Annotated in this window: 11 protein-coding genes; 7 read left to right on the forward strand and 4 right to left on the reverse strand. The window is 74.3% G+C overall.

The window, feature by feature from the left end:
* Window positions 1-31: 31 nt before the first annotated feature.
* The 4 genes from ACFWRV_RS18355 to ACFWRV_RS18370 form a co-directional block, all read right to left on the reverse strand.
* Window positions 32-2152: an ATP-binding protein gene (locus tag ACFWRV_RS18355; RefSeq protein WP_384335618.1), complete on the reverse strand. Its 2121-nt coding sequence runs from the start codon at window positions 2150-2152 to the stop codon at window positions 32-34.
* The gene (locus ACFWRV_RS18360) at window positions 2149-2853 is read right to left on the reverse strand and encodes a DUF4255 domain-containing protein (protein WP_384335621.1); all 705 of its coding nucleotides are present in this window, start codon (window positions 2851-2853) and stop codon (window positions 2149-2151) included. Before ACFWRV_RS18360 ends, ACFWRV_RS18355 begins: the two co-directional genes overlap by 4 nt.
* Window positions 2850-6104: a hypothetical protein gene (locus ACFWRV_RS18365; protein ID WP_384335624.1), complete on the reverse strand. Its 3255-nt coding sequence runs from the start codon at window positions 6102-6104 to the stop codon at window positions 2850-2852. The genes ACFWRV_RS18360 and ACFWRV_RS18365 overlap by 4 nt, the downstream gene beginning before the upstream one ends.
* Before the next feature lie 176 nt (window positions 6105-6280).
* Entirely contained in the window at window positions 6281-7006 is a 726-nt protein-coding gene (locus tag ACFWRV_RS18370) for a response regulator transcription factor (protein ID WP_384335627.1), read from the reverse strand.
* Window positions 7007-7246: 240 nt separating this feature from the next.
* Between ACFWRV_RS18370 and ACFWRV_RS18375 the strand changes: the two genes are divergently transcribed.
* From ACFWRV_RS18375 to ACFWRV_RS18405, 7 genes are all read left to right on the forward strand, one after another.
* Window positions 7247-8554 (forward strand): hydrolytic protein, encoded by a 1308-nt coding sequence (locus ACFWRV_RS18375; RefSeq protein ID WP_384335682.1) that lies wholly within the window; start codon window positions 7247-7249, stop codon window positions 8552-8554.
* Window positions 8555-9273: 719 nt separating this feature from the next.
* Window positions 9274-10824: a phage tail sheath family protein gene (locus ACFWRV_RS18380; protein ID WP_384335630.1), complete on the forward strand. Its 1551-nt coding sequence runs from the start codon at window positions 9274-9276 to the stop codon at window positions 10822-10824.
* Window positions 10825-10885: 61 nt separating this feature from the next.
* Window positions 10886-11326 carry a phage tail protein gene (locus tag ACFWRV_RS18385; RefSeq protein ID WP_084749514.1) on the forward strand — a complete coding sequence of 147 codons (441 nt, stop codon included), beginning with the start codon at window positions 10886-10888 and terminating at the stop codon, window positions 11324-11326.
* A complete protein-coding gene (locus ACFWRV_RS18390) occupies window positions 11323-11823 on the forward strand; it encodes a hypothetical protein (RefSeq protein ID WP_384335633.1) in 501 nt (166 codons plus the stop codon). Before ACFWRV_RS18385 ends, ACFWRV_RS18390 begins: the two co-directional genes overlap by 4 nt.
* The gene (locus ACFWRV_RS18395; RefSeq protein ID WP_018492281.1) at window positions 11820-11978 is read left to right on the forward strand and encodes a DUF6760 family protein; all 159 of its coding nucleotides are present in this window, start codon (window positions 11820-11822) and stop codon (window positions 11976-11978) included. Before ACFWRV_RS18390 ends, ACFWRV_RS18395 begins: the two co-directional genes overlap by 4 nt.
* A gap of 1753 nt (window positions 11979-13731) precedes the next feature.
* On the forward strand, window positions 13732-15231 hold the full coding sequence (locus tag ACFWRV_RS18400) for a hypothetical protein (protein ID WP_384335636.1): 1500 nt from the start codon (window positions 13732-13734) through the stop codon (window positions 15229-15231).
* 71 nt (window positions 15232-15302) lie between these two features.
* Window positions 15303-15728, forward strand: coding sequence for a phage tail protein (locus ACFWRV_RS18405; protein WP_030079082.1), 426 nt, complete (start codon window positions 15303-15305; stop codon window positions 15726-15728).
* Window positions 15729-15789 lie beyond the last annotated feature (61 nt).

Here is a 15789-nt window from a genome sequence, read left to right on the forward strand (position 1 = left end):
GGGCGGTGACGCGCTTCACCCCCCGCGCGGGTCACCGTCCGGCGCGCGCCCGTTCCTTCGCCAGCCAGGGCCCGAACTCGCTCTCCAGCACCAGCCGCCCCAGCTTCCGGTACTCCTGCAGCACCGCCGAGACGAGCTGGTCCATCGTCAGCGGGCTGCCGGATTCGGCCGCGAGGTAGGCGGCGGTCACCGCGCAGGCCCGGATCGAGCCGCCGGCCAGCTCGAAGCGGTCCGCGCAGAACTCCAGGTCGAGCGTGGCGTCGCGCGGGATCGCCGGTCCCAGGCAGCGGTCCCACAGGGCCAGGCGCTGGCGGACGTCGGGCATCGGGAACTCGGCGATCACGTCGATGCGGCGGGTGAAGGCCTCATCCAGGTTGGCCCGGAGGTTGGTGGTGAGCACGGCGATGCCGTCGAAGGACTCCATGCGCTGGAGGAGGTAGGCCGACTCCATGTTGGCGTGCTTGTCGTGCGAGTCCTGGACCTGGGAGCGCTTGCCGAAGATCGCGTCGGCCTCGTCGAACAGCAGGATGCCGTTGACGTCGGACGCCTCGACGAAGATCCGCTCCAGGTTCTTCTCGGTCTCCCCGATGTACTTGTCGACCACCGTGGACAGGTCCACCACGTAGAGCTCCATGCCCAGTTCGGCGGCGACCACCTCGGCGGACATGGTCTTGCCGGTGCCGGACTCCCCGGCGAACAGGGCGATGACGCCCCTCCCCCGGCCGCCGCCCGGCCGCATCCGCCACCGGCCGAGGACCGTCTCGCGGTGGCGGGCGCGCAGGGCGAGTTCGGAGAGCTGCGTACGGGTGGCCGGGGGCAGCACCAGGTCGTCCCAGCCGACGCCGGGCTCGATGCGGCGGGCGAGCCGCTCCAGGCCCGCGCCGTTCTGCGCGCGGACCGCCGCCCGCAGGTCCTCGGGGGTCACCGGCCGGGGCCCGAGGACGGCCAGCCGGGACGCCACGGTCGCGGCCCGGCGCAGCTGTCCGGAGTCGAGCCGGTAGGCGGCGGCCGCCTCGACGAGCGCGTCGTCGGCGGCGGCGTGCGCGGCGGACAGGCCGACCGACCGGCCCGCGTCGGCGAGCGCCCGCCGCCACTGCCGCGCCATGCCGTCGGGGCCGGGGGGCGGGACGGTGACGGGCACCGGGCTCTCCGCGGTCCACAGCGGGTCCCAGTTCTTCTTCCCGTACGCGATCAGGGGCGTGGAGCCGAGCGCCGCGCACAGGGACCCTAGCAGCCGGGCCCCTTCGGGGCGTTCGGGGGCGAGCGTTTCGAGCGGGCCGAGGACCACCCCGGCCCGGTCGAGGCGGGCCTCGGTCGCCAACGCCGCGACGAGCGCGGCCGGTTCGGGTGCGGTGGCGAGGGCGGCGATGTCGACGACGAGCGGGCGGCGTCCTGCGGCGTGCAGTGCGTCGACCGCGAGGCCCTGCGGGTCGCCGCCCCGGTCGAGCAGGTGCACCAGGCCGCTGCCGGTGCCGAGTACGGCCGCGACCCGGGGGACCTCGGGCCGCTCGTCCGGCTCCGTCGCCTGCTCGGCCTCCCGGACGATCCCGCGCAGCCGGCCGTCGGTCTCGTCGTCGCCGAGGAGATGCGCGGCGACCCGGTCCGGCACCCTCAACAGCCTTGAGAGCAACGGACGTTCGCGCTCGGTGATCTCCAGCAGGCCGCCCGCGACGAGTGGGGCGGCCGGGGAGAACCGGAAGCGGCCGGAGCCGGCGGCGGGCAGCCCGCAGAGTTCCAGGGCCAGACCGATGGTGGGCCGGCGGCGGGTGAGGTCGTCGTTGAGATAGCCGTACAGCCGCTCGAACCGGGTGTCGATGTCCGGAGCGAGGGCCACCAGCAGGAGTTCGACGTCCGGCGGGGTGAGACCGAAGCGTTCGGCCAGTCGGCCGAGCCTGCCCCCTTCCCTGTGGGACGGCGCCCCGTCCCCGTACGCCGGTACGGGCGTGAACGCGTCGCGGGTCTCCAGGACGCGGGCCGCGCCCTCGGGGGTGAGGTACTGGCCCCGGTAGGGGTCATCGGGATCCGGGTCGACGGCCCGGCGGGCCGCGACGGCTTCCCGGACCCGTTGTTCGACGCGGCCGAGCCGCTTCCAGAGTTCCTCGACGTCGGCCAAGGAGACGTTCCTGTCCGTCTGTTGGGGTGCCAGGGTCATCGTGCGGCGTTCCCCCGCTTGCGTCGGCCGGGCGGCAGTCGTCGCTCCCGGGGTGCGGCGAAGCCCTGCCCGCCCGGGTCGGCCGCTCCGTCGTAGCGCAGCCTGCGGCCGGGGCCCTCGGCGTCGCCGTCCAGGTGTGGTGCGGCCTTCATGACGAGGCCCTCGGTGACCGGCGGCCCCGCGGCGGTGCGTTCGCCGGCCAGCGGTGCGAGGACCCGGAGGTCGATGGCGGCCTTCAGCTCGCCGCCGAGGGCGGACCAGACGTCGGAGGCGGACGGGCCGCCGGCTCCGGGGCCCGCCGCCTCCAGCTCCACGGTCAGTCCGAGTTCGGCGAGGCTGCCGGTGTGCATCCGGGCGGGGAGCACGTCGGAGCGGACGAGCGTGCGCAACACCTCGGAGAGCAGGCGGTGTTCGTCCTGCGGGCGGTTGGTCCAGGCGGTGACCAGATAGGTCAGCTCGAACCAGCGCGGCGGGGTCCGCCACCCGATGACCACGCCCTCCTCGTCGTGCCTCTCCGCCGTGCCGGTGCGCCGACGGCCGGCGTCCTCGCGGATGCCGTGCAGGAAGACGCTGATGGTCGGGGCGTTGCGGCGGGCGGACCAGTCCTTCGTCGGTGCGTCGAAGACCAGGTCGACACCGCTGTCCTCCAGGCCGGACTCGGCGAGCAGCAGCCGGATCCCCTCGTCGACTTCGTGGATCATCGGCGGATCACCTCGTCGGGCGGGGTGATCGTGCCGAGCACCACGAGGAAGTCCGTCTTCACGGGGCTGAAGCCGGGGCCCTTCGCGGTGATGTCGCGCGGCCCGGTCCGGTCCTTGGCCAGGATGAGGAGCTGGGCGATGAACGTGCCGTCGCCCAGCGGCCGGGTCGGGGCCGCGGCGGCGGTGATCCCGGGCTTCCAGCTGAGGGTGACGGGCGCGCCGGGCGGGAAGTCCTTGCCGCGCACGGAGGTGACGAAGCCGGGCTTGCCGATCTTGGGCACCGCGACGATGCGGGGCTGGAGGATGCGCAGCGGGATCCGGTCGACGTTGTCGCGGAGGTCGGCGTCGGTGCCGGTGGTGGTGAGCGACGCGGTGATCGTCGTGCGGAGCGCCCGGTCGGGCGAGAGGACGACGCTGATGACCGTGGACGCCCGGGGCGCGAGGTCGGGAAGCGTGCAGGCCCCGGCGGTGCAGCCCGCCGGGAGCGCTCCGGCGGGTATGCCGCGGGGCAGCCCGAGGTCCAGCCGGAGCCCGGTGGCCAGGGCGTTCCTCCCGTTGCGCACGGTGTACGTCACCACGACCTTGCCGCCGACGTAGCCGGGGCTGGGCTGGGCGCGCACGGTGACGGCGGGTCCGGCCTCGGGCGCGGGCGGCGGGGGCGCCGGGGCCGGCGGCGGGGGCGGGGTGGTCGTGGGCGGCGGGGTGGGCGCCGGGGTCGTCGGAGGAGGGGTCGGGGACGGCGGGGGCGTCGTCGGGGGCGGGGTCGGCGGCGGGGCGTCCTCGACCGGGACGATCGTGCCGGTGGCGTTGTCCGTGGGGTTGGGGTCGATGACGGCCCCGGTGACGGACCAGTTGACGCGCTGGATGCCGGTGGTGACGCCCGTCAGCCGGGCGGTGATCTCCACGTCGGCGCCGGGCGGCACGATGCCGAGGGCGCACTGGGGGGTGCCGGGGGCGCAGGTTCCGGCGTCGGTGGTCAGCTCCTCCAGCCGTACGCCGGGCGGGGCATCGACGGTGAGGGTGGTGCCGGGCGATGGGGCGGGCCCCCGGTTGGTGACGGTGATGGTCACCTCGGTGTCGGAGCCGACCTCCACGGCGGGCTGGGTGGGCGGCGCGGTCAGCGAGAGGTCGACGGACTGCTGGAGGGCGGGCTCCTTCTGCCGTCCGGCGTGCGCGTTGTCGACGGGGGCCAGGTCGCCGGAGGCGATGTCGAGGACGGAGAGCTGTTCCATGGAGTTGGGGGCGAGTTCCCGGCGCGCGGTGAAGACGAGCTTGTCGCCGCCGGGGGTCCAGGCCACGTCGCGGGGCTGGTGAGGGCCGGTCGCGGAGGTGTCCGGGATGGGCAGGTCGCAGCCGGCCGGGTTGTCCTTCTGGACGGAGGGCAGCACGACCCGGCAGCCTCCGCCGCTCAGGGGCTTGACGAGGACGCCGGCCTGCTGGTTGACCCGGCCGCCGCCGTCCTTGCGGTTGAAGGCCACCTTCAGGCCGTCCGGGGAGAACGCGGGGCTGTCGTCGATGACCTCGCAGGCGCCGGGGCAGATGGTGGCGCTCAGGTCCCGCTGGCTGCCGAGGTCGGCGACCGGCGCCACCCAGATGTGCTTGTTGCCGCCGTTGCCGTTGATGGTCTGGTTACGCGTGAAGGCCAGGTTGGCCCCGTCGGAGGACCAGGTCGGCTGGGCGTCCCCGCCGGTCTCCTGGTCCGCGGGCGGCCGGACCTCGTCGAGGATCTCGCCGCTGGCGACGTCGGCGATGAGGATGCGGCTCGGGCCCGCCGCGTCGCCGGTGCCGCCGGGCGAGGTGCGGGTGAACACGAGCTTGGTGCCGTCGGGCGAGAAGGCGGGGTCGGTGTCCCAGTCGTTCGCGCCGCGTCCGGCGAGCGGCAGCACCGCCGCGTTTCTCCCGTCGGCGTCGGTCATCCAGATCCGCTCGATCCGTCCGGCGTCGGTGTCCTCGAAGCGGGTGACGACGATGCGGCGGCCGTCGGGGGTGTAGCTCTGCCGCTCGGTCCACGGGTCGTAGCCCGCGCCCGGGTTGAACAGGGGGTCCACGGCCGCGTCGTCGTTGGTGCGGGCCGCCGGGTCCTCTTTGAGGATCGTGAGGCCCAGGTCGCGGGGGTCGGAGCCGTCCTGGCGCACGTCCTGGAGTGTCACCATCCATGCGGCGGACAGAACTTCGTCCGGCTTCCTGACGGTCTCGGGGTCCGGGGTGATCCGGGGGACGACGACGGTCCCGGCCAGGGGGAACCAGGTGGGCGGCCCGACCTCGCGGTTCTCGTCGACCAGTTGCTCGGGCGGGTTGCCGTCGAAGGCGGTCACCCGGTAGACGTGGTCGAAGTCGTCGCAGCCGCAGGTGTGGTAGGGGCTGAGGAAGACGACCTTCTTGCCGTCGGGCAGCCAGGAGGCCGAGCGGGTGCCCCACTCGGCGTGCCCGCCGGCCAGCAGCGGCCGGTCGGTGCCGAGCCCCTCGGTGGCACGCAGTTCGGTGCCGTCGTCGACGTTCGGGTCGGGGTTGGTGGTGAGGGTGTACGCGACGATGTTCCGGTCGGCGGGGTCGGCGCCAGGGTTCCAGGACGGCTCGGTGGCGTCACCGGCCGGTGCGTCGCTGATCCGGGTCTGCGGGCCGCCGGCGACGTCCCGCGCGTATATCTGCCAGCCAAGCACCGCGTCGCCGTCGCAGGCGTACGCGATCCGCGTGCCGTCCGGGGACCAGGTCGGGGACTCCTCGTTGTCGGCGGTGTCGGTGAGCCGCCGCAGGTTCGAGCCGTCGACGCCGACCGACCACAGGTCGCGCTGGACCGTTCCACCGGGTCCGGGCTCGGCGGAGTCGAAGACGACGGTCCGTCCGTCCGGGGAGAGTTCGGGGCGGGCCGCGTCCCGGTCGGTGGTGAGGCGGCGAACGGACCCGTCCGCGCCGCGCACGTACACCTGGGGCTTGGCGCTGTCGCGCAGGCTGGTGAAGACCAGGACGTCACCGCGGGCGGAGGGGTCCTGGTCGTAGTGGGCGGGCCCGTCGCCGAACAGCGGGTCGGTGGTGTCCTGGTCGTTCGCCCGCCCGAGGCTGCGGTGATCGGTACCGGCGAAGGCGATGCGCCCCGCCTGGGCCGGGTCGGCGTCCGCCACGGCGGCGACGGCCTCGCCCGCCCCGTCCGGTGCGGCGGCCGAGCCGACCAGCAGCAGCGGCGCCAACAGCACCGCCGCACCGGTCAGTCGGCCCAGCCGGGAATGCTTCGCCGGGCCAGCAGTGCCGGTCACGGCCCACCTCACAGTCTGTCGATGACTCTCCACCGGCCAGCTTCGCCCCCGCGCGGGGGCGAAGGACAGGCCGCGAGTACCCGGAGCGGGGGAAGGGACCGCTGCCCTTTGCGGCGGGTGACCGGCGCCCCGGGCCGGGGCGGCCGCGCAGCCGCCCCGTCCCGCCCGGCCGTCCCTCAGATCAGCCCGTGCCGCATCGCGTAGCCCACCGCGTGGGCCCGGTTGCGCAGTTCCAGGCGGGTCGCGACCTCGTGCAGCACGTTCTTGACGGTGCGTTCCGAGTACGAGGTCTTCCGGGCGATCTCCGCGGTGTCGCAGCCCTCCGAGACCAGCCGGATCATCTCCGCCTCGCGCGCGGTGAGCGTGGACAGGGTGAGCCCGCGCGGGTCGAGGACCGTCCGCTGGAGGGAGCTGACGTGGTCGAGGAGCTTGCCGAGCAGATCGCCCGGCAGGACGCCTTCCCCGTTGGCCATCGCGCGCACCAGGTGGACGAGCCGGTCCTGGTCGGCCTCGCCGCGCCGGAGGACGGCGGCGACCCCGCACTCGATCATGGTCTGGAGAGCGCCCGACTCGAAGAACCCGACGACCAGTCCGGTACGGGTGGAGGTGTTGCGCTGGAGGCGGTGCAGGAGCTGGACGGTGGACTCGCCCACCGTGTCCACCACGACCAGGGAGACCTGCGCCCGGTCCGCCTCGGCCTCCGGCAGCAGTTCTATCTCGGGGCGCACGCGCAGTTGGTGGATCATCCCGGTCTGCAGGATCAGGTCCTCCGCGTACACCGCCACGGAGACCCTGCCCCCGGGCGCTCCCCCGGGGCCGGCCGTGCGGCGGTCCGCCGCGTCCGGCCTGCGGGACTGCCCGCGTGCGGCCGTGCTCGTCGTCGTGTCCGTGATCGTCGTCATCGTTCCGTGCCCGTCTTCCTCAGGTATTTCAGCCCGATATGCCTGCTGGTGCTCGTATCGCCCTCATCGCCGGCCGGGGCAGGGAGCGCGGGCCCGTGGTGGGGGCGCGGGGACATCGTCCCGGTGGGCCCGCGGGGCACCACCCCTGCCCGCTTGTTGCCCTCGCGTCTCTGCTGCCGGGCGGTGCGGGCGGCCTACCGTCGCAGAGTGACCACATCTGCCGAACTCGAAAGCCCCACGGTGACGGTGTCGCCGGGCGGTACCGCGACGACCACCCTGACCGTGCGCAACGACGGCGACATCGTCGAGGCCTACACCCTCGAAGTGGTCGGCGACTGCGCGGCCTGGACCACCGTCGAGCCGGCGCGTGTGTCGCTGTACCCGGGCACCTCCGAGACGGTGACCCTCACCTTCGCCCCGCCCCGCTCCCACGAGGTCCGGGCGGGCGAAACCCCCCTGGCCGTGCGGGTGCTGCCCGCGGAGCGGCCCGAGTCGGTCGTGGTTCCCGAGTCCACGGTGACCGTGGAGCCCTTCCACGAGCTGCGCACCGAGCTGGAGCCGCGCCGCCGCCGGGGCTGGCTGGGCGCCCGGTTCCGTACCGCCGTGCAGAACAGGGGGAACACCCCGGTCGACGTGGCCCTCGCGGGCAGGCAGGACGGGGAGGACCTGCGCCTCGCCTTCGCACCGGACAGGAAGCGGCTGGAGCCGGGCGAGTCGGCGGAGGTCCGGCTGAAGGTCCGGGCCCGGAAGCTGATCTGTTTCGGCGAGCCCGTCACCTGGCCGTTCGAGGTGCTGGCGACCGAGGCCGCCGAAGCGGACGCCGAGTCCAAGGCCGTCGAGGCCGAGGCCGTGCCATCCGGTGGATCCGAGCCGCTGCCCGGGGAGTTCGCCCAGATACCCGTGCTGCCCAAGTGGCTGCTGATCGTGCTGGCGGCGCTGCTGGCGCTGCTGCTCGCATGGTTCGCCCTGGTGCGGCCCGCGGTGCAGAGCACGGCCAAGCAGGCCGGGGCGAAGGCCGCGCAGGAGGAGACCGAGCGGGGCAAGGAGCAGGGGTCGACCCCGCCCGGCGGTGCGGAGAATCCGGCAGGCGGTCAGGGAGAGGGAACGGGTCCGGACGGAACGGGACCCGGTGGCGGCGGTTCCGGCCCGGGCGGCGGGGGCGGCGGCAACGGCGGAACCGGCGGAGCGGGCCGGCAGGCGTCCGAGACCATCGACGTGCAGACCCGGGCGGGGGCCACGGAGGAGGGCGCCTACAAGGTGCCGGCCGGGAAGGTGTTCGGCGTCACCGACATCGTGGTGGCGAACTTCCAGGGCGACGAGGGCGTCGTGACGATCTCCTTCGGAGAGCGCAAGATCACGACGATCGCTCTGGAAACCTTCCGCAACCAGGACTATCACTGGGTCACCCCCATTCAGGTTCCGGAGAACGCCACCGTCACCGCTTCCGTCACCTGTGCCAAGCCCGGCACTCCGGCCACCGGGACACAGGCTTCCGGGTGCCATCAGGTTCTGAATGTCAGCGGCGTACTGAGCGATCTCGCACGATAGAAGACACGAGAGAAAAAGCGACGCCGAGCGCTCTGCTTCGCCTCTCGACGAGACAACAGCAGAAACCCTGCCGAGAGGAAACCCGGCGTGCCGGGCGATGGCGGATTCGTCCTCCCGGATGCACCAGAGGTCTCGACCAGTTCGGTCGCCCGCGGCGGCGACAGCACCGGAAGAATATCCGCTTCCGCTGGCCGCGGGCACGAACGGGCCAGCTCAGGACTGGTTCTGACGGTTCGGTGAAGGTCGAGGGGTGCCCGTTCGGAGCGTCTTCGCGCCCGTTTCCCGCGTCCGAACCCGACCGAATGCGCCTGCCTTCTCGGCGCATTCTGGCCGAATCACATCACCTCGGAGCGTTTCGCCTGCACCCCCGGACGGCTATCGACCGTCGACGGTTTACCGGGAAAAAGAGATACCAAACACAGGGGGTCCCCGGCGCGCCGTCCGGCCTTTCCGTCAATCCCCCGGCCCCCGCTGCCGGGTTGAGCTGTTCCGTAACACGGTGTTCTCGTTCTCTTCACGCGGGCGGGCGGATTGCGCGCCGGCGACCACGAATAGGGCGCACGTTCCGCGCGGACCGCCCAGGGCAGTGCCACCCGGCGTACGGGAGCCCGGAAAGGGCAGTTTCGTTGCCCTGTGCCGAGGACTCCCGGGCCTACTCCCCGCCCGGGCGGCCGGTCAAGACTGGGCGGTGATCGAGTGACCGTCCAGAAGGAGCGAGCATGCCGTCGTACCTCACCCCCGGTGTTTACGTGGAGGAGGTGCAGTCCGGAGCACGGCCCATCGAAGGGGTCGGCACCGCGGTCGCAGCCTTCGTCGGCTTCGCCGGGACGGGCCCCTTCCACCAGCCGACGCTGGTGACCAACTGGGACCAGTACGTCCAGACGTTCGGCGCGTTCACCGCCGACACCTATCTGGCGCACGCCGTCTACGGCTTCTTCGCCAACGGCGGCGGCGCGGCCTACATCGTGCGCATCGGCGGTCCCGCCCAGGGCTCGGAGGGCGCGGATGGCGCGGGCAGGGGCGCGGTCGCCCAGGCCCCCGCACCCGTCGCACTCGGCGGGTTCCTGGTCGCCGCCAAGCCCGGCACGGGCGCCGACCTCTCCGTGGAGATCGCCGACGCCGAGGGCGAGAACCCCCCGGAGGACCGTTTCCGGCTGCTGGTCCGCCAGGCCGGCAAGGTGGCCGAGACGTACGACGTCTCCACCCGCAAGAACGTCAAGGGCTACCTGGTCACCCAGGCTCGCGACTCCAAGCTGGTCCAGGTCACCGAGCAGCCCGGCACGGCGCAGAGCCGCCCCGAGAAGCAGACCGTGGCCCTCGCCCCCGCGGCGTCGGGCGCGCCCGGCTCCGGTGTGGCCCGGCTGGACGCCTCGGAGTACGTCGGCGACGCCTCCGCGCGGACCGGGTTCGCCGGCCTCGAAGCGATCGACGAGATCACGATGGTCGCCGTCCCGGACCTGATGAGCGCCTTCCAGCGCGGGGACATCGACGCCGAGGGCGTCAAGACCGTGCAGCTCGCGGTCATCTCGCACTGCGAGCAGATGGGCGACCGGGTCGCCGTCCTGGACACCCCGCCCGGCATGAACGCCCAGCGGGTACGCACCTGGCGTAACGAGGACGCCGGTTACGACTCCCGTTACGCGGCTCTCTACTACCCGTGGGTCAAGGTCTTCGACCCGGCGAGCGGCCGCAACTCCCTGGTCCCGCCGAGCGGTCACGTGGCCGGTGTCTGGGCGCGCAGCGACGGCGAGCGCGGCGTCCACAAGGCCCCCGCCAACGAGGTCATCCGGGGTGCGGTGGACCTGGAGATCCGGCTCAGCAAGGGCGAGCAGGACCTCCTCAACCCGATCGGCGTGAACTGCGTACGCGCCTTCCCCGGCCGCGGCATCCGTATCTGGGGCGCGCGCACCCTCTCCTCCGACCCGGCCTGGCGCTACCTGAACGTGCGCCGCCTCTTCAACTACCTGGAGGAGTCGATCCTCCTGGGTACCCAGTGGGTGGTGTTCGAGCCGAACGACGACCGCCTGTGGTCGAGCATCCGGCGCAACGTCACCGCGTTCCTCACCGAGGAGTGGCGACGCGGCGCGCTGTTCGGCCGCACGGCCGAGGAGGCGTTCTACGTCCGGTGCGACCGGAGCAACAACCCGCAGGAGTCGATCGACCTCGGTCAGGTCGTCTGCGAGATCGGGGTGGCCCCGGTGAAGCCCGCGGAGTTCGTGATCTTCCGGCTCTCGCAGTTCTCGGACAGCACCAGCCTCGTCGACGAGTGACCGCGCGGTCCTCCCGCACCCCTCAATCTTCCCTAACGACAAGAACAGGTGACACACAGCCATGGCAGAGGGCGACGCTCTTTCCACCCACGTCTTCGGCGTTCAGCTCGGCGGCTATCTCGTGGAGTCCATCCAGGAGATCAGCGGCCTGACCGTCGAGGAAGAAGTCGTCGAGGTCCGTCAGGTGACCGCCGAGGGCAAGCAGATCATCCGCAAGCAGCCGGGCGCCCGCCAGGCGGGCGAGGTGACGATCACCCGTGGGCTCGACCAGAGCAGCGAGTTCACCACCTGGATCAAGGAGACCCTGAACAACGGGGCCGTCGACACCGCCCGGCAGAACCTCACCATCGAGATCAAGGACTCGACCGGTGAGACCGTCCGCCGCATCCAGCTGATGCAGGGCTGGGCCTCCAAGTGGGAGGGCCCCTCCCTCAAGGCCGGTGAGTCCAGCGCGGCGACCGAGACGGTGACCATCACCTTCGAGGAGATCGTGGTCGAATGAGGCGCCGGACCGTTACGCCGGGCGCCGGGCTCGAAGAAGTCCTCGACCACCTCGCCGCGGCCCCCGCAGGGCGCGAGGAGACCGCCGCGCCCGCTCCCGCTCCCGCCCGTACCCGTGAACGGGACACGCTGCAGACGGAGTTCGCCTTCGAGCTGCCGCGCGGGTACGTCGACGACGAGGGCCAGGTGCACCGGAGCGGCACCATGCGGCTCGCGACGGCCCGGGACGAACTGCGCCCGCAGATCGACCTGCGGGTGAAGGAGAACCCGGCGTACCTGTCCGTGGTGCTGCTGAGCCAGGTGATCACCCAGCTCGGCCCGCTCACCGACGTCCACGCCGGGATCGTCGAGCGGATGTACGCGACCGACGTGGCGTTCCTCCAGGACTTCTACCGGCGGATCAACAGCGAGGGCCACACGCATGCCGCGGTGACCTGCCCGCTGTGCCACGGGTCGTTCGAGGTGGACCTCTCGGGTGGGCGCCTGGGGGAATCGTGACGTACGCGCTTCCCCGGCTGCGGGAGGAGATCGCGTACGTCGCCTACCACTTCCATTGGCAGCGTGAGGACATTCTCGACCTCACCCACGCGGAGCGTCAGCAGTGGGTGCGGGAGATAGCGCGGATCAACACCCGCGTCAACGAAGGCGGGTGATCGTGTGGGGTTCGGGGACTGGCTGCGCCGGACGGACCGGCAGCGGTCCGGCACGCCCTCACCGGAGGGCGTGGGCGGGAGCGCCGGCGGGGGCGAGCATGCCGACGCACCTGCCGGGGCCGCCGTGTCCGCTCCGGTCCCGCCCGCCGCTTCCGGTTCCGGTGACGCTTCCGCTTCCGGTCCCTCGACCGGCGGGTCCGGGGGCGGCGACGACGGTGGCTGGGACGGCGGGTGGCGGCGGGTGGCCCCGCCGTCGGTGACCGTCGCCCGGTCGTCGATCGGTGTGAGCGACGGGCTGCGGTTCCGCTCGCGGCTGGCCTCCTGGCAGAACCCGGCCCTCGGCGGCGAACTCGGCCACGCCGTCCTGCCGTCGGCCCCGGTCGGCCTCATCCACGGCGTCGCCCGCCCGGGCTCCGCGCGGACCTCGTCGCAGCCCTCCCCCGGCGGGCCGTTGCTGCTCCGCGCCGTCCGGCCCTCGGGTGCCGACGACCCCGCCGAGTCCCCCGAGCCCAGGTCGGACCTGCCGCCCGCCTCCGCGGGGCGGAAGGCCGTACGCGGTGCGGGTACGGGGGCGGGTCGGCCGGGCCCTGCCTCGCCACCGGTCCAGCGGTCGGTCGGGGCGACGGACTCTCGCGGGAGCCGGACGTCGTCGGGTGGTTCCGGGTCCCTGTCCCGGTCATCGTCGCCGGGCGGTTCAACGTCCGGGTCCCGGTCCTCGTCGGGCACGTCGGCGTCCGCGAAGGCCTCGGGCCCGGCGGCCTCCTCGGGGCACGCGAACGCGCCCCTGCCCGCATCCTCGTCCGGGTCGGCCGGCGCGTCCCGGTCCGCGTCACCGTCCGGAGCGGCGTCCGCGGCCGGCTCCTCGGCCCCGTCACCCTCGCCCGGTTCGGCCGGGCCTTCGGGAACCGCCTCGGCGGCTTCCCCGCGGTCGACGCTCGGGGCCGGGGAGTCGGCCGCGGCCGCCGCCCGCCCGCTTCCGCGCCCGGCGGCCGTGCGTCCGCAGCGGATCGCCCCGCCGCTGACCGTCGCCCGGCGTCCGGCGATGCCGCTGCGGCAGATCGCCGGCCTGGTGCCTCCCACGCCCGCCCCTTCCGCCTCCACCGCACCGTCCGCACCGTCCACACCGGCAGCCGTCCAGCGCGCCGTGTCCGAGGAGCGGAGCGGTCCGGACCGTACGGGCCCGGTCACGCCGGACCGTGACGGCCCGTCTCTCGACCGAGCCCCCGGAGGGTCCCCCTCCGAGGTGGTACGCCCGGCCCTGGGAAAGCCCCTGCGCGAGATGCCCGCCGGAGCCAGGCCGGCCGGTGCCGAAGGACCGGCGGGCGTCGTCCCGTCCGCCCCCTCGACCGGGCACCCCGCGGCGGACCTGCCGGTGCTCCAGCGCCAGGCGTCGGACCCGCCGAGCCCTGCGGCCGCAACGCCCGCATCGCCCACGACTCCCTCAGTCGGTCCGGCGAAGCCCCCGGCGGGGCGGCAGCCGTCACCGGATGCCACCCACCGACCGGCTCAGCCGGGCCCGTCACCTTCCTCGTCCCCGCCGGCCCCACTCGTCCGGCCTGCCCTGCCGTCCGGACCGTCGCAGTCGTCCGAGCCCTCCCCTCCGGTACGGCGGGCCCCGGCCCCGGGGCCCGACGCTTCCGGCGGCGCACGAGCCCGCGCGCGGGGCGGGATCGGGACGCCGCTTCCCGCGCTGCCGCCGACCGCCCGGCTCGGCGGCGACGCGCCGCTGCTCGGCGACCGTCGCGCCGCCGGAATGCGGCCGGACACCGGCCGGGCCCCGGGCCAGGGACCGGCGACCGCCCCCGGCCCCGTCACCCCGACCCCCGCACCGGCGCCGCCGGGGGACGGGCCCTCCGCCCTGCCCGTACGGTCGGCTGCCGCACCGCCTGCCGCACCTGCCACCGCCACGCCCCCGCCCGGAGCCGCCCCCGTCCAGCGCGCGGCAGCCCCCGGCGGTGCCGCCGGTACGCGGACGGGGTCGGCCTCCGCCGCTCCCGCCGCCCCGGTACGCATCCGGCCGGTCGACCGGCCCCGCACGGCGGTCCAGGGCTCCGGCCCCGGCGTTCTGGCCCCGCCGCCGGCGGGCCGGCGCTCACGGACCCTGCTCCCGAGCCGCGCCCTGACGGTGAACACCGGTTCCGCCGAGGGGTTCTCGGCACCTCCGGCGGCCACGGCCGGCGGCGGCACCGCGCGCCCGGTCGTGGCGGCGACCTGGCGGCGCGACGTACGGCGGCCGGACGCCGACGCCGGACGTACCGGAGGAGGAGGACCGGTCTCCGGTGCCGGACCGTCGGCTTCCTCCGGTACGACGGCGGGCGCGGCGGTCCAGCGCGCGGCTGCCGCGCGCCCCGCCCCCCGGCGCAGTTCCTCCGCCGCAGCCCCGGCCCCCGGCGCAGCGCCCACCGGTCAGAGCGCCGGGCGCGAACCCGGCCGCGCCCCGAAGCCCGCCGCCGCACCCGGCGCCGGAGCGTCCAGCGGGGGCGTCCTCCAGCGACTCGTCCGACGGCCCGGACGCGCAACGACGTCCGCCCCCGCACCCGCCCTTCCCGACGCACAGCGGCAGCGGCCCGTCGAGCCTCCGGCCGCCGGGCGGGCCCCCGCACCGGCTCACGCCTCTGCCCCGGCCCCGGGCCCGGCCCCTGTCGTGCAGCGCGTCGTCACCGCTCCGGGCGTTCCGGACGGGCCGCTCCCGCGTGTCCGCTCCCCCCGGCCGGAGACACCGTCGGCGGCCCCCGGGCCCACGACCGCCGCCCGCATCGCCCCCGCCCCGCGCGCCGTGCCCGTGGTCCGGCCGCATCCACCCGCCGCCGCCCGGTCGGCGGACGCCGCACCCGTACAGCGGCTGGCGCTGCCGGGGGGACCTGACACCGCCGGTCCGCCGGCCCCCGCCATGGGTGCCGCGTCCGGCGGTCCGCCGCCGCCCCCCGCCGTACGGTTGCCGGCCCGCGCGTCCGCGCCGAAGACCGGAGCGGGCCGTCCGGAGACCCGGGCGCAGGCGGTCCAGCGGGCGGCGGCGAACGCCGGGATCACCGGGGTCCCCGTGCAGGCCGCCCCGGCGAAGCCCGCCGTGCAGCGGACGGGACCGGCGCCCGGGGCCGAGGACGCCCCCGACGCGGCTCCGGCGAACCGGCTGAGCGGAGGGGAGATCGAGGAGCTGGCCCGCCGGCTGCTCGACCCGGTGAGCCGGCTCATCCGCGCCGATCTGCGCCGGGGCCGGGAACGCAGCGGACGGCTGCACGACGGCCGCCGCTGACGGCTCCGGCCGCCCGCGCACGCCCCCGCCTCCACGAGTGACAGCTGAGAAGCAGAGAAGACGAGAGACACATGACGGACAACATCTTCGCGACGAGCGTGTTCTTCAAGCTCGCGATCGGCGGCAGCGACCTGGGCGCGTTCCACACCTGCTCGGGCCTGGGCGCCGAGGTGGAGATGGAGACGTACGCCGAGGGCGGCAACAACGGGTTCACCTGGCAGCTGCCGGGGCGGATCACCTGGACGAACATCACGCTGACCCGCCCGGTGACCGCCGACACGATGAAGATCGCCCGCTGGCTGAACGAGACGATCCAGCGGGTCGAGCCCAAGGACGGCGAGATCGTGGCGCTGCGCCCCGACCTTAGCCGGATCATCAGCTGGCAGGTCCACGGCATCGTGCCGGTGCGCTGGCAGGGGCCGTCCTTCGATCCGGCCAACTCACAGGCGGCGATCGAGACGCTGGAGATCGCGCACGAGGGTCTGGAGCCCTCCTGACCGCCCGCCGCGGGACCCCGTACAGGACCAGGACACAGGACAGGACACAGGAAGGAGGAAC

This window comes from Streptomyces sp. NPDC058576 (genome assembly GCF_042718715.1).
Lineage (GTDB): Bacteria > Actinomycetota > Actinomycetes > Streptomycetales > Streptomycetaceae > Streptomyces.